General features: G+C 43.5%; 13 protein-coding genes. 10 read left to right on the top strand and 3 right to left on the bottom strand.

Translation table 11 applies throughout. The features are described from left to right. Window positions 1-16: 16 nt before the first annotated feature. Entirely contained in the window at window positions 17-3,085 is a 3,069-nt protein-coding gene (locus DBR43_RS05500) for a SusC/RagA family TonB-linked outer membrane protein (RefSeq protein ID WP_233602878.1), read from the bottom strand. A gap of 328 nt (window positions 3,086-3,413) precedes the next feature. On the opposite strand from DBR43_RS05500, the gene DBR43_RS05495 reads away from it, so the two are divergent. Further along, the gene (locus DBR43_RS05495) at window positions 3,414-6,179 is read left to right on the top strand and encodes a TonB-dependent receptor (RefSeq protein WP_124578673.1); all 2,766 of its coding nucleotides are present in this window, start codon (window positions 3,414-3,416) and stop codon (window positions 6,177-6,179) included. A gap of 61 nt (window positions 6,180-6,240) precedes the next feature. On the opposite strand, the gene DBR43_RS05490 is transcribed toward DBR43_RS05495, so the two are convergent. Then, window positions 6,241-6,720, bottom strand: a complete 480-nt coding sequence (locus DBR43_RS05490) for a DinB family protein (RefSeq protein ID WP_124578671.1) — start codon at window positions 6,718-6,720, stop codon at window positions 6,241-6,243. Window positions 6,721-6,828: 108 nt separating this feature from the next. On the opposite strand from DBR43_RS05490, the gene DBR43_RS05485 reads away from it, so the two are divergent. Continuing rightward, window positions 6,829-7,416 carry a murein L,D-transpeptidase catalytic domain-containing protein gene (locus DBR43_RS05485; protein ID WP_124578669.1) on the top strand — a complete coding sequence of 196 codons (588 nt, stop codon included), beginning with the start codon at window positions 6,829-6,831 and terminating at the stop codon, window positions 7,414-7,416. An 88-nt stretch (window positions 7,417-7,504) separates the two neighbouring features. On the opposite strand, the gene DBR43_RS05480 is transcribed toward DBR43_RS05485, so the two are convergent. Then, on the bottom strand, window positions 7,505-8,296 hold the full coding sequence (locus DBR43_RS05480; RefSeq protein ID WP_124578667.1) for a M12 family metallopeptidase: 792 nt from the start codon (window positions 8,294-8,296) through the stop codon (window positions 7,505-7,507). Window positions 8,297-8,526: 230 nt separating this feature from the next. On the opposite strand from DBR43_RS05480, the gene DBR43_RS05475 reads away from it, so the two are divergent. The 8 genes from DBR43_RS05475 (at window position 8,527) to DBR43_RS05440 (ending at window position 15,445) form a co-directional block, all read left to right on the top strand. Continuing rightward, window positions 8,527-9,618 (top strand): lipase family protein, encoded by a 1,092-nt coding sequence (locus DBR43_RS05475; RefSeq protein WP_124578665.1) that lies wholly within the window; start codon window positions 8,527-8,529, stop codon window positions 9,616-9,618. Window positions 9,619-9,693: 75 nt separating this feature from the next. Further along, on the top strand, window positions 9,694-10,608 hold the full coding sequence (locus DBR43_RS05470) for a UbiA family prenyltransferase (RefSeq protein WP_124578663.1): 915 nt from the start codon (window positions 9,694-9,696) through the stop codon (window positions 10,606-10,608). Then, complete coding sequence (locus DBR43_RS05465) at window positions 10,605-11,246, top strand: class I SAM-dependent methyltransferase (RefSeq protein WP_124578661.1); 642 nt, start codon at window positions 10,605-10,607, stop codon at window positions 11,244-11,246. Before DBR43_RS05470 ends, DBR43_RS05465 begins: the two co-directional genes overlap by 4 nt. Window positions 11,247-11,279: 33 nt before the next feature. Beyond that, entirely contained in the window at window positions 11,280-12,245 is a 966-nt protein-coding gene (locus tag DBR43_RS05460; RefSeq protein WP_158622436.1) for an energy transducer TonB, read from the top strand. Window positions 12,246-12,257: 12 nt separating this feature from the next. After that, a complete protein-coding gene (locus DBR43_RS05455; protein WP_124578657.1) occupies window positions 12,258-12,641 on the top strand; it encodes a helix-turn-helix domain-containing protein in 384 nt (127 codons plus the stop codon). 72 nt (window positions 12,642-12,713) lie between these two features. Then, entirely contained in the window at window positions 12,714-13,472 is a 759-nt protein-coding gene (locus tag DBR43_RS05450; RefSeq protein ID WP_233602873.1) for an SDR family oxidoreductase, read from the top strand. A gap of 93 nt (window positions 13,473-13,565) precedes the next feature. Then, on the top strand, window positions 13,566-14,723 hold the full coding sequence (locus tag DBR43_RS05445; RefSeq protein ID WP_124578655.1) for a DUF3095 domain-containing protein: 1,158 nt from the start codon (window positions 13,566-13,568) through the stop codon (window positions 14,721-14,723). Between the two features lie 2 nt (window positions 14,724-14,725). After that, entirely contained in the window at window positions 14,726-15,445 is a 720-nt protein-coding gene (locus DBR43_RS05440) for a hypothetical protein (protein WP_124578653.1), read from the top strand. The last annotated feature ends 57 nt before the right edge of the window (window positions 15,446-15,502 follow it).

Raw genomic sequence — 15,502 nt, 5'->3', positions numbered from 1 at the left:
GTTCAGAATATTTAAATTAAAGGGAAAAATTAACTCCGAAATTGAAGGTCCTTGCCGTTGGATAAGGAACATATTCTATTCCGGCTGATGGAACGCCGTTGATACTTTTGTCGACATTCACCTCCGGATCAAAGCCGGTATATTTGGTGATCACAAAGAGGTTCTGCCCATTCACATAGACATTTAGTCCTTTGATGGTTTTTCCGAGGTTGCCGACATTGTAGTTCAGGGTGGCATTGGCCAGTTTCAGGTAATTTCCCTTTTCAATATAACGGGAAGAGGCAGAGATTGGGTTGGCCAGCGATTCCTGAATCGCTGAATTCAGGAGCGGAGCGGCGACATTTCTCGTTCCGAGATTGGTAATCGGCAATACAGAATTGGCGGTATTGTTGTAGATGTCCTGTCCGAATGAGCCGTTAAAGTTTAGGCCCAGCGAGAGTTTTTTGTACCTGAAATCCGTGCTGATGCCCAGGATAACGCTTGGATTGGGATTTCCCACATAGTAAAGGGTGTATCCGTCGTCTGTATATTTAGAAAACCCACCTGCATCCAGGCCTTCATAACGTCGGGTTACCATAGCAAAGAGTGGCAATCCACTTTGAATGACCTCCAGGGTAACATCACTCAAGCCCTGACCATTTAAAGTTCCGGTATTGATGATACCTGCAATATCCTTTACTTTGTTGTCCAGAAAGGTCGCATTTCCACCCAGGGACCAGGAGAAATCTGTCCGGTCGATAATGCTGCCGTTTAAGGTTAATTCCACTCCTTTATTGATGATCTTTCCGGGTAAGTTTACCCAGGTTACCGAAGCTCCGGCAGCAGAAGGGTAGAACGGAATTTGAGGGAATAAAAGATCGGTTGTGGTCTTTCTGAAAAAGTCGATTGATCCCGTCAGCCTGCTTTTCAGAAAGCCGAAATCGGCACCAATATTGATTTGTTCATCGGCTTGCCATTTCAGCTTTTTATTCTCATTGTTTACTCCGGTTAAGGTTGGGCCTCCGGAATCATAACCGAAAGCAAAGCGTTTTTGAGAGGATCCGGAAGGGAACTCCTGATTACCTGTCCGTCCGTATCCGGCCCTGATCTTTAACTGGTCCAGCCATTCTGTACCGGCAAGGAACTCTTCATTTTTAATGTTCCATGCGGCAGAGAAAGAGGGGAAATAACCGTATTTATTATCGGAACCGAAACGGGTAGATCCATCTGCCCTGATGGTGGCGGTTAAAAGGTATTTACCTGCATAGTTGAAAATCGCACGTGCAAAATAAGATTGCAGCTCTGTGGTCGGATCGCTAAACGAGCTCATCCTTCTGTTATTTGGAGGAGTTGCCTGCAGCGCATCGGTGTAATCTACAGGAATATCGCCAAAGCCACTGGCATTCATATTGGTTCCCTTGTTGATGTAATTGGTGTATTCATAACCAACTACCGCGTTCAGGTTTAGTTTTGTAGCGATTTCCTTGTTAAAGGTCAGCGTGTTTGTGAATTGCTGGGTCAGCAGTTCACTATTTGAATAACTGGCATATCCACCCAGAAAATTATCGGCAGGTTTGGCCTGAACCCCTTCAATGTTAATGAAGCTGCGGGTAGAATTTCTCCTGACACCGGAACTGTAGTTGAGACTCACCAGCATCCGGTATTCCAGCCATGGGGTGATTTTATAATAAGGAGAGACGCTTCCTAAAATAGAAGATACTTTAGATTTATCGCTGTAGGCTTCCGACATGGCCAGGGGATTGATGATCCGGCCATTTTCGATGAACAGGGAGCCATCGGTATTTCTTAAAGGCCTGGTTGGGTTCCAGGATAGGGCCTGACTGATCAGACTTCCTGTAAATCCCGCATCATTGGTGATGGGCGCAATGTTTTCGTTATACTGACTGCTGATCAAACTCACGTCCATGCCCAGCTTTTTGCTGTCCAGGAATTTGAAATTGCCATTAAAAGCAGCAGTATATTTTTTTAAGTCCGTTTTTCTGATAATTCCCTGTTGGTCCTGATAGCCGAAGGAGGCACGGTAAGTACTGGCATCGTTCCCGCCACTGATCCCAACAGAATAATTCTGATTGTAAGCCGTTCTTGTAATGGCCTTCATGGCATCTACATTACCTCCATAATCACCTGCAGTAAGTCCGTATTTATTCAAAGCCGAGCGGTATTGATTACCATCTAATACTTCCAGCTGATTCATGAGGTTACTAACCCCTGTGGAAGCATTTACATCCAATTTCGTCGCTCCGCTGGCACCTCTTTTTGTGGTGATCAGTACCACACCATAAGCAGCTCTTGATCCATAAATGGCCGTTGCGGAGGCATCTTTCAGGATTTCCATGCTTGCGATATCACTGGGATTGATGAAGTTGAGCGGATTTCCACCAGGAGCGCTTCCTAAACCTCCTCCCGGAGTGGCTTTAACACCACCTACAGAACTGGGGCTGGCACTTGGTCTTGCCGAATTGCTGGTCAGCGCAACTCCATCCACTACATACAGGGGTTGTCCGGTACCGGTAACGGCCGCATTTCCACGGATTCTTACGGTCGTGGCACCTCCCGGTTGTCCGCTGTTGTTGATCATTTGTACACCGGCAACCTTTCCCTGTAGCAATTGATCGGGCGCGATGAGCGGGCCTTTATTGAAATCTTTGGCCGAGAGGGTAGCTACAGCACCGGTAAGGTCATTTTTCTTTACAGAACCATAACCGACCACGGTAACTTCTGTGAGTTCGTTTGCTGATCCCATTACGGCATTCAGGATTTTCTTTCCCTCAATGTCCAGGGTTAGGGTTTGCATGCCTACATAGCTGAAGGTTAGTTTTTTTCCATCTGCAGGCACATTGATGGCATATTTCCCATTGGCATCGGTCAGCGTTCTGACGCTTTTTCCTTCAACGGAAACGGTTACGCCAATGAGGGTGGTATTCTCCTTATCTGTAACTGTTCCCGTAACAACCGATTGGGCATAGGCGGTAAAACAGGATAGGAGTAAGATGAAGAGGGACATTGCTGTTTTTTGCAGCGTTTTTGCATCGGGTCTGTTTCTAAAAACGACTCCGGCATTTCTGAGTAAAAAATTGCTTGTCATAATTGATTAGGTATGGTTAGTAAATAGGGTTTTATGGCAGGAAATTAATGGTGTTTTACCCAGGCTAAAATTTGCCTTTTATAGGTGCAATATTTGGTTTATGTGGCTGAAGGCCATTACCTAAGATACTTTATAATTTGTTAAAGTCCAATTTTGTTCAAAATGGGGCAAATAATTGATCTGTCGAAACAAAAAATGTTGTTTGGTAGTATTTTGGAATTTTGTTTTAAATATCTGTGTCTTAGTGATATTGTGTATGGTATTGTTGATAATAATTGGTATTTTATGTTAGAAAACCTAAACCTGAACTTCAATCATCTTAACCACTATGAAAAAAACATTATTACTCCTTATTGTGCTGCTGTTTCTGAGCTCGGAACTGACATTTGCACAAAAAAAGACCATTACCGGAACGGTAACCGATGCCGCGACCAAAGAAACTTTAATTGGTGTATCTGTATACATCAAAGGAAGTAAACAAGGGACAAGTACCAATGCCAGCGGACAGTTCTCTATTGAGGCTGTTTCAACTGATCAACTCGTGTTCAGCTATACCGGGTATAAGCCGGTTATCCAATTGGTTGCTGCGAATACCAGCTTTCAAATCAGTTTGGAGAGCAATACTGCTCAGTTAGATGAAGTGGTGTTGATCGGTACACGTTCTGCAGGAAGGGTAAAGCTGGAAACGGCAGTGCCTGTGGATATTGTGAATGTCAGCAAGACTGCTGCTACGACCGGACGACTGGAGTTAACCGATATCTTAAATTATGCAGCACCCTCCTTTAATTACAACAAGCAGTCGGGTTCTGATGGGGCAGATCATGTGGAGCTGGGAACGCTGAGAGGGTTGGGCCCGGATCAAACTCTGGTACTTGTAAATGGTAAACGCCGGCATTCCACTGCCTTTGTTTCTGTATTTGGAACCAGAGGCCGGGGAAATTCCGGTGTGGATTTAAGTACCATTCCTACCGCCGCAATTGAGCGGGTCGAAATCCTGCGTGACGGTGCTTCGGCACAATACGGCTCTGATGCAATAGCGGGTGTAATTAACCTGGTACTTAAAAAGAGTGTCGATGAGTTTACCGCGAATGCAGGCTATTCGGGATATTATGATCCTGCCTTTAACAGCAAAAAAAGCGTGGCCGCGGCCCAGTATCCGCATGGTGGTACTATTGATGGCAATGCCTTTACCTTTGATGCGAATTATGGCCTGAAAATCGGCAAAGCTGGTTTTCTTAACCTGACTGCCGACTATTCTAAAAACGGAAAAACTTACCGTCAGACAAAGGATACGGCAACTGCAAATCCTAAGGCATTGCCTTTAAATACCCCAAGACGGGCCAATGGCGATGGATCCTCAGAAGGAGGGACGATCTTTTTTAACAGTGAAATTCCTGTAAGTACAAAGACCACCTTTTACAGCTTTGGTGGTTACAGTTATAAAGGCTCGGATGCTTACGCTTTTACGCGGAACTTCTCTTCCAGACCGGAACGTTTCCCTACCAATGGTGCGAATATCATTCCCGTGGATGGCATTATCGTAAAGACACCTGACGGGGAATCCTATTACAATCCGCTCATCGAAACAAAGATTAAAGACCTGGGCTTTGCTGCGGGGATTAAAGGCGTTTTTGGGGAGGCCTGGAACTGGGACCTGAGCAACAATACCGGAAACAATGATTTTCATTTTTATGGAAAAAAGACGTTCAATGCTTCTCTTGGTGCAGATAAAACTTCTTTCGATGATGGAGGTTCCGAATTTTTACAGAACACCACAAACCTGAACTTTAGTAAACGTTTTGATAAAGTCCTTTCCGGATTTAACCTTGGTTTCGGTGCCGAATACCGTTATGAACGTTATAAAATTTCTGCAGGTGAGGAAGCTTCCTATAAGAATTACGATCCTGCCGGGATTAAGGCTGCAGGATCACAGGGGTTTCCTGGTTTTCAGCCGGGTGATGCCGCGAATTCCAACCGCTCTGTGTTTGGAGGCTTTGTTGATTTTGAGCTGGATGCGACCGACAAATGGCTGATCAATTTTGCGAACCGGCTGGAACATTACAGTGATTTCGGTTATAACTTCAGTACCAAGTTTGCCACACGTTATAAAATTGCCGATAATTTTAACATCCGTGGCTCGGTAGGTACAGGTTTCCGTGCGCCTTCTTTACAGCAGATCAATTACAGTTCTACCTTTACCAATGTGCAGGGATCTATCATTTCCGAAGTAAAGATCGCACCCAATACCAGTCCGATTACCAAGGCTGCGGGAATTCCGAACCTGAAACAGGAAACCTCGAAAAATGCAGGTTTAGGCTTTACCTTTAAACCTGTTCCTGAATTTAGCATTACCGTAGACGGTTATATCATCAATGTAAAAGACCGTGTGGTGCTGTCGGGGCAGTTTAGCGCAGATGATGCGACATTGGACCCTTCGTTTACAGATGCTTTAAAAGCACTTAGGGTAGGTACGGCACAGTTCTTTGCCAATGCAGTGAACACCACCAACCGGGGATTGGATGTGGTACTGGATTATAACAAGACAATCGGGGACAACCGTTACCGGATTTTGTTTACCGGGAATTTCCAAAGCATGGACATTGACAAAGTGAACTATCCGACTATCCTGGGTAAAACTGATGCCTTAAAAGAGACCTTCCTGAGCTCAAGGGAGAAGAAATTCATTTTGGCTTCTGCGCCGAAAGTAAAGTTTTCTTTGAACCCTGAATATGGACATCAGGACCTGACTGTTGGTCTGCGTTTTACCTATTTCGGAAAAGTAGAGATCTATGGATATGGTGACGGAACAGGGACTTCTCCTGTGGTTCCAAAAGATGATGGTTCCGGTTCAGTAGCAGACCTGTATAACTATAGCGGAAAGCTGGTGAGTGATGTGTATTTATCTTATAAACTGAATAAATACGCCAGGATCTCACTGGGTGCAGATAATGTATTGAACGTCCATCCTGATCTTGGCTATATTCAGGGTGCAAAAGGCTGGGCTTATAATAATGAACCTGCCGGGCCATTTGATGCGGTTCAGATGGGTGGAAACGGAAGGCGCATTTTTGCAAGGATCGGTTTTAATTTTTAGTACCCACAGGGACCAGGACCAGCAGCATTCTCAGAAATCTGAATGCTCCTGGTCTTTTTCATTAACCCATTTTTCCAAGAAGCCAGCGTAAGGAGGCCAGGTGTTCCAAATCATGGCTGCAGAGAAAATGAATTAGGGACCGAAGGGTAATGTTCCCATACCCTTCAAAATAGGCAGGTCTGTCCCATTGCGTATCTTCAATTTCTCCAATCATTGCGACCGTCTTTTTCCTTGCTTCGAGAAAGGCAGCAATTGTTTCCTGTAAATCTGCGTTTTTATAATCCCTTTGTATGGCCAGCTCATATCCTTCTACCGGGGCTAAAGTCGGGTTGTGCTCCTTCAGTATCCTCTGAATGCGATGATGGTATCCATCTGTTTCTATATCCCTGATATGGCAGATCTGTTCAATTGCAGAAAACCTTTCTCCGGGAATTCCATCCCATGATTCGGGAGTCCAGGGTAATTGTTCCTGTTTAAATAACAGGAGTACATTTTCTATTTGTTTCGATTGATCAGACAGGGAGGAGAATAATTGTTTCATTACTAAATTTATCACTTATAAACAGGAAGAAAAACCAATTGATCAATGATGACCAAGGATTTACAATTAAAAACATGTATTGTCGTTATAGGTCTTTCCTCTATACCTATGACGCGTAAAATATTGCTCCTGATCAGCTTTTGTTTCCTGTTCTCTTTTTCTGGTTTTACTCAGGAGTCTGGTCTGACCGCCAGGTTGCCAATAGCAGAAGCGGAAGTTTTTGTCAAAAAGAAAAATATGGATGCCTCGGTCTGCATTCTGGTAGACATGCGCATCCATTCTGGTAAAAACAGAATATTTGTATGGGATTTTAAGGAAAAGAAAGTGTTGATCAGTGGTCTTTGTGCACATGGTGTAGGCGGGGGGAGTACGGCGACTAAGCCGGTATTTAGCAATACCATTGGGAGCAATTGTACGGCGCTGGGAAAATACAGGATTGGAAAACGTGGTTACAGCAATTGGGGGATCCATGTAAATTACAAGATGCACGGCCTGGAAAAAAGCAATGACAATGCTTATGCGCGGATCATTGTGTTGCATTCCTATTCACCCGTTCAGAACCATGAGATTTATCCAAACACCTTGTTCGGACAAAGTGCGGGATGTCCGGTACTTGCAGATGAGGTGATGCGGAAGGTGGACCAGCTGCTTAGGAAAAAGAAGAAACCCGTATTGCTCTGGATTTATAATGGATAAAAAAACCTTCAGAAGCTTTGCTTCCGAAGGTTCAGTATCTGCCCGAATGAATTTTTAGGATGAGTTATGAGGGCGCGTTTAATGATGATTATCTGCCAGGATAAATGCTGGTCATGTATAATGCATCGTTTGCTGAAATAGTGGTGTTATTGGCTGCAATGGTTACATTGTTCGTTGTAAACTGAGCCTGAACAGGGTAGTGCATGATGGAAGCTTTATCGTAAGCAGTGTAGTTCAATCCGGTTCTGGAGGAAACCGCAAGTACATTGAAATCTATCTGTGCTTTTGTCCAATAATTTGGTGCACCCATATAGTAATTGTAAACGGCTTGAGTATTCCATGGGATGTTGGCATCAGGATGCGACTGTTCGTGGTTCAAACCCAGGGCATGGCCAAACTCATGAGTTACTGTTCTTCTGAACTCTGTATCGCTGGTGTTGTTATTGAACCAGCCATAGTTCATAGAAACTGTTTTGTTTTTGGTGTCCGTTCCGATGTAAGACCAGGATCCTCCTGCATCAAAAGCAACCTTAATGTCTGCTGCTGCATTGTCTGCTACAAACTGAAAAGTAAGGTTGGCATAAGTTTCCCAGCTTTTGGCATACTGCTGAACTTTTGATCTTACATAAGCACTTCCTCCGCTAAACCTAACTTTGATCGTACTTCCATTAGGCCAGATTTTATTGGCCGGTCCGTTCGATTCTGTGCCCGGTGTTTTACCATCAGGTGAATCGACTTTCATTTCACAAGAGAAAGGAACACTGGATTCTGATTTTGATACAGGTGCTTCTTCCTGGGATGAATTGTCGGTGTTTTTCTTACAGCCTGCCATGATTAAAAGCGTAACTGCAATGAACAATAGGTTTTTTGTGATTTTCATAAATTAGTTAGTTTCTCGGTAGATACTAAATCCAATATATGGTAATTTTTTTGATACATTGTGATGATGGTGATATTTTTTTGTCAACAACATCAATATTTTGATACTATTTTATCATTGAATCCTGACTTTACTTTATTCAGGATGGATTTATCAGAAGGCGTAAATTATATTTTAGTAGCATTCTTTTTTATTAGTTTTAGTGATTCATCGTTTATACGTTTTTTTCTATGAAATTTCTGAAACTAACAGGCATATCGCTTTTTCTATTGTGTTATAGTTTCGCTGCAAGGTCGCAACAGCTAAAACCCGGATTCGATAAAGCAGAGTACAGAGAACTGATTTATTTGTCGGCAACATCATTTGAATTTCCAGAGAAGGCCAAGCTGATTCCTAAACCTGAGCATTCTAAACTGGCATACCAGAGTAAATCCATTGGCTTAGATAATGCATGGGAATTATGGATTAAAGACCATTCGACTGCCATTTTGGGGATCAGAGGTTCTACCGCAAAAAGTGAAAGCTGGCTGGCAAACCTGTATGCAGCGATGGTTCCGGCAAAAGGAACCCTTAATATTGATAAAGCGCATACTTTCGAATATGAGTTGTCTTCAGACCCAAAGGCTGCTGTTCATGCCGGTTTCCTGATCAGCACCGCATTTATAGCGGAAGATATGCTGCCAAAAATAGATTCCTGTTACCAATCCGGGATCCGTGATTTTATCATCATGGGACATAGTCAGGGCGGAGCAATCAGCTATTTGTTAACTGCTCATTTGTACCATCTGCAAAAGCAGGGCCGTTTGGCTAAGGACATTCGTTTTAAGACCTATTGCAGTGCAGCGCCTAAACCGGGAAATCTGTATTTCGCTTATAGTTATGAAGCTGCCACTCAAAATGGCTGGGCCTACAATGTGATCAATGCGGCCGACTGGGTGCCTCAAACTCCCTTTTCAGTACAAATGCTGGATGACCTGCCGGAGGTAAGCCCGGTACCATTGATCGAAGGGCTCATCAAAAAGCAGTCTTTTTTTAAGCGGATATTCCTCAATATGATGTATAATAAAGTGCGGAACCCATCGCGTAAAGTTGTGAAGCGCTATCAAAAGCTGCTGGGAGAGGAGATGGCAAAAAGAATAAAGACCTATTTGCCAGATTATAAGGCCCCGGCTTATTATAACAGCAGTAATTATGTACGGACGGGAACATCAATTGTTTTGTATCCTGATTCCGGTTATGCGCTGAAGTTTCCAAATGAGGGTAAGGATATCATGATTCATCATTCTTTTCCACCCTACCTTTATCTGCTTGACCAAGAATAAACCCATGATTTATAGTAAGAATATTCATTTTATATCCGAAATTGGCCTGCACATCGCTTTGTTATTAAATGATTAATGGGCAACAAAATCGTCAGGTTCGTTTTCTTCGGTAATTACTTTGTGGGCTTGCTTGCGGTTGCGCTTACAGTAGAAGCGACGCAGCAGCTTCGGCTCCCCTATAATTCCCTGAATTATTATTTGCTGCTGTTTTTGGCCCCGACCATTTATTATACCTACGCTTATCATAAGCTCTCGGCTCAGCCTGCTTCGAATAATCCCCGCAGTCAGTGGTATGCGAAACACCGGGTTTTTATCAGCTGGAGTCAGGGGATTCTTTTTAGCCTATGCCTGGCTTTGGCTTTCCGGCTGCTCTACCTGAATTACAGTAATATTTTGAACCTGCCTCTGAGTTATTGGATCGCTATTGCCGTTATTGTTCTGGCAGGAGGGCTATATTACCGGCTTTTGCCCAGGTCTTTCCTGAACTTCGACTTACGGAATACCGGATGGTTAAAGGCTTTTGTGATCGGCTTTGTATGGGCCTGTTGTGCAAATGTTCTGCCGCTGATTATGCTCAAAATAGAAACCGGGGTTGGTTATCACGATCCACTGTTATGGACCTGGCTGTTCATCAAGAACTGGATGTTCTGTACCGTTAATGCGATCTTATTCGACATCAAGGATTATCCTACGGATGCCAATAAACACCTCAAGACATTTGTCGTCAGCTTTGGTTTAAGACGAACCATATTTTATATCCTCATTCCATTACTGGTGATAGGGATGATCTCTCTGTTCATCTTTGCGGGCTATAAAGGCTTCGGTCCAATCCCAACGGCACTCAATATCCTGCCTTTTATCCTGACAATTTACATTGCCTATTCCATGCGCCGGAGAAAGAACATCTTATATTACCTGATGGTGATCGACGGATTGATTTTGTTTAAAGCTATTTGTGGCATCATTGCCATGCAATTCATGGTTTTATGATCAATAACTACGATAAAATAGCGAATTATTATGACAGACTGAGTCGTCTGGTATTTTTTAAATCTCAGGTAAATGCCCAGATTCATCAACTGAAATACATTCCGGAAAATAGCAGGGTGTTAATTGTAGGTGGTGGAACGGGCTGGATTCTGGAAGAACTCGCAAAAGTTCATCCGGCAGGCCTGCATATTGTATATGTGGAAATATCAGCAAAGATGATCGCACTTTCTAAAGTCAGGAATGTAGGCGCCAATACCGTTGAATTTGTTAACATGGGCATAGAAGACTTCTCTTCTTCTTTAAGTTTTGATGTGATTTCCAGTCCGTTTTTGTTTGATAATTTTTCGGAACGGAGGGCATGGCTGATTTTTGAACAGCTGGATGACCTGCTTAAAGAAGACGGACATTGGTTTTTTGTAGATTTTAGTTTGAATGGAGAGCAGGGGAAATGGTGGAAATCTATATTCCTCCAGGTGATGTATGTTTTTTTTAAGCTCATCAGGATAGTGGAGGCATCGGAACTGATTGATATGGAGCCTTATTTTAAACGTGCAAATTATAGGATAACCGACAGTCAGTTTTACTATGGAGGTTTCATTCGTGCCTTAATTTATCATAAAGAGAATAAATTGGCTTAAATTAGCAGGAATTAATAAATGCTATCTACCTTCATGAAACAACTTCATCTTTCCTTTTTATTCCTGTTGTTTGCGGGGCTTCATACTACCGCACAAACCGAAACTCAGAAGATCTATTTTCTTAAAAATAGCGGTGTTTATGTGAAGGATAAAGATAGTGCTGATTATACACGTACAGTGACGGACCCGGTTGCGGGGAGTAGTGTTTATCAGATCAATGATTTTTATTTGAATGGAAATAAGAAGCGTACTGCTCAGGCCATCATGAATAAACGTATGGTTTATGAAGGTCCTTATGTGACCTGGTACAAGAACGGGAACCAGCAACAGAGGGGTAATTATGTCAATGATGAGTTAGAGGGGGAGCAGCATACTTACTATCCGGACGGTAAGCTATATGTGACTAAAGTCTACAGCAAGGAAGGAACGCCGGCGCAGCAGTCTGTCTATATAAAGACCGTCAAAGACCTGAAAGGAAAAAATCTTGTGCGGAATGGCAATGGTAAATATGTTATTTATGATGAAGATTTTAAGCAGGTAACAGATCAGGGGAATGTGAAGGAGGGTTTGAATGATGGTCTTTGGACGGGAAAGAATCTTAAAAGACAATTCAGTTATGCTGAAAGTTATGATAAAGGAAAATTCCTGTCCGGAAAGAGCACTGATGAAAAGGGGAAGATTTATGCTTATACAAAGCTGGTTACAGATCCTGAATTTGTTGGCGGTCATGCAGCGCTGTCCAAATTTCTGGGGACTCACATCAGGTATCCGGAAAAATGCCAGGAGGCAGGAATTGAGGGCACTGTGTTTCTTAAATTTACGGTGCTTAAGACTGGGGAGATTCGCAATATTTCAGTGCTGAAGTCGATTCATCCGGACCTGAATGCGGAGGCTTTGAGGGTGGTTAGACTATTTGCTCCCTGGAAACCCGGATATTACAGAGGGATTGCAGAGGATACGTTCTGTAACCTCCCGGTAAGATTTGTATTGAGTAATTAAAGAAATGAGCCTATGACCGATCGCTTGGATTTGAAGAAACAATCTCCCAGGGTAGCCGAACTGACTACTGCTTATTTTGCCTTTCTGGACAAACATTTGTCTGAGCTGGTTGCCGGTGAGGCTACTGAAATGCTGGAATTAAGTGAGATCTCTAAGGAACTTTGCGTTTCTCATCAGCACCTGATTGCCGTGATTCAGCAAAGCAGCGGCAATCACCCCTGCCATTTTTACGATTTTAAAATCCTGGCAGTTGCGCAGGCTTTACTTAAGGAGACCAGTTTACCCGTTGCCGAGATTGCCAGACGCCTGACCTACGATCCATCCAATTTCTCCAAGTTTTTCAAAAAATATTCCGGAGAGACGCCGGGACAATTCAGAAAAAAGCAGCGGCCTTAAAAAACCGAAAAGTTCACCATAATGTAGCACTTTCTTCTCCAGACCTTTACGTCAGTCTTAACTTAAAAAAACATGATGTCTGGAAAAGATTTAAAAGAAAAAGTGGTCCTGATTGCGGGAGGTGCTAAAAACCTGGGTGGCTTACTGAGCCTTGATTTTGCTAAGCAAGGAGCTAAAGTGGTAGTCCATTATAACAGCGACAGTACCAAAGCGGATGCCGAAAAAACACTTTCGGAAATTGAGGCCATTGGGGCCGAAGCGATAATTATACAAGGTGACCTGACGGTCCCTGCCAATGTAACCCAGCTTTTTGATGCGGCCATTGCAAGGTTTGGAGGCATTGATATCGCCATAAATACGGTGGGGATGGTACTTAAAAAGCCTTTTGCGGAAACTACTGAAGCGGAATACGACACCATGTTTGGTATAAATTCCAAATCTGCCTATTTCTTCCTTCAGGAAGCAGGGAAGAAAATAAATGACCATGGCAGAATCTGTACCATTGTGACTTCATTGCTCGCTGCTTATACCGGTTTGTATTCCACCTATGCGGGAGCGAAAGCACCGGTAGAACATTTTACCCGTGCGGCTTCCAAAGAGTTCGGGGAACGTGGGATTTCAGTTACGGCTGTTGCTCCCGGACCCATGGATACGCCATTTTTTTATGGACAGGAATCTCCGGAGGCGGTGGCCTATCACCAATCAGCCTCTGCTTTGGGTGGTTTAACAAATATCAAAGACATTGCACCATTGGTGGAATTCCTGGTAACGGATGGCTGGTGGATCACCGGACAGACCATTTTTGCAAATGGTGGTTATACCACCAGATAGTATTCACAGCAGGACGCGGTGTTATTCGGCCTCCTGCTGTAAATCTTCCTTAATTAAATAACGTAATTACAAAGATGATGGTTATTTTTATGGATGCCTCAATCTACGGATCAGTTTTATAATGACCTGCCTGCCACCCGAATGGCACTTGCTGATCTTTTATTAAAAACAACATTATTTCATCCCGTTCCTGCCGACTGGCATGTGATCATCACGGACATTAAAGGATCAACGCAGGCGGTACAGTCTGGTCTTCATGAGACCGTAAACCTGATCGCTACAGGAAGTATTGTAACGGTGTTGAACCTGGCTTTCAGAGCAGGGATTACTGTTCCATTCTTCTTTGGAGGGGATGGGGCTACATTTATTGTTCCTCCGTCTATTGCAGATCAGGCCATGCAAGGCTTATTGTTGTATCAGTTCAATACCTCTGAGAATTTTAGCCTGGAACTGCGTGTCGGCATTGTTCCGGTGCAGGAAATTTATCGGGAGGGACATGAGCTGAACATCAGCAAATTCAGCCTCTCTGAGGCTTTTTCCATTCCTGTGATACTTGGTAAAGGTTTAAGCTTTGCAGAGCAGTTGATCAAAGCCGAAGATTACCTGTTTGCTTCGGAACTGGAACCTGCAGCAGAACTCGACCTCAGCGGAATGCAATGCCGCTGGGATAAAATTGATCCGCCGGAGAACAGCCAGGAGATTGTTACCCTGCTGGTTATGGCTGTTGGTTCTGTTTCCCCGGCATTGGTTTTTAGTAAAGTGATCCGGCACATTGACGAGATTTACGGGCCACCGCAAAAAAGGCAACCCATTTCCGTGGCCAAGCTTAAGCTGAAATCCAGCTTCGACCGGCTCAGTGTGGAGATGCGTGCCAGGATTGGAAAGATCCGTTTTTTTGAACTTCTGAAGAGCTGGCTGATCAACCTGTATGGTTATATTTATTTTCAAACGGAAAGCGGGAAGAATTACCTCAACCGCCTGGTCGAAATGTCAGATACACTGGTCATGGACGGGAGAATCAATACCGTGATTTCCGGTAACCAGGCAGAGCGTTTTCAATTGTTGAAGGCTTTGGATAAACTGGAAAAAGCCGGGGAGATTTTATATGGCGTACATGTTAGCGGAGATTCGGTGATGTCCTGCTACGTCCGGGACCTTAAAGACGGGCATATTCATTTCGTAGACGGGGCGGAGGGAGGTTATACCCAGGCGGCCCGTCAGCTGAAAGCAAAATTTACTCATAAAATCTAAAGATGGAAAATCTACCTGTTTATGTACCCATTTTATTTGTCCTGACGACTATAGCGGCACTTTTACTTTTATATTGGACGATAAAGGGTTCTGGCCTGGAAAAGGTCAGGAACAAAGCAAATGTAATCTCCTTTGGACTGATCCTCTGGTTAGGTTTTCAGGCTATACTGGCCTTTAGGAATGTATATTACTCAGATCCAGGTGCCATTCCCCCGAAGATCATTTTATTTGGGATTGGCCCGGCAATGCTATTGGTCTTATTGCTGTTTTTGACGGTAAAAGGAAGGTACTTTATTGATGCTTTGCCACTGGAAAGACTCATCTGGATCAATGTAGTGAGGGTCCCCGTAGAGCTTGTGCTGTTTTTGTTGTTTATTTATAAGCTTGTGCCTGAACTGATGACCTTTGAAGGAAGGAATTTTGATGTTCTTTCGGGAATTACCGCTCCCCTGATTGCCTGGTTTGGATTCAGAAAAGGGAAATTAAGCAGAAGTTTTATATTGATCTGGAACTTTGTCTGTCTTGGGCTTTTGATCAATATCGTAGTTCATGCCCTTTTATCTGCTCCATCTCCATTCCAGAAACTGGCTTTTGACCAACCTAATATTGCCATTCTTTATTTCCCTTTTCATTGGTTACCCACTTTTATTGTTCCGCTTGTATTGTTTGCTCAGCTGAGCTCGATCAGACAGCTTTTGTTGCCGGAGAAGAAAGCAGTTTAACCGTGGAATTGCCGGTGGATAAACAAAAAAAGGTGATGCAGGACATTTCACCTGCAT

Source organism: Pedobacter sp. KBW06 (assembly GCF_003852525.1).
Lineage (GTDB): Bacteria > Bacteroidota > Bacteroidia > Sphingobacteriales > Sphingobacteriaceae > Pedobacter.
The sequence above is the reverse complement of the archived record's forward strand: the minus strand, read 5'-3'. Positions and strand labels throughout refer to the sequence as shown.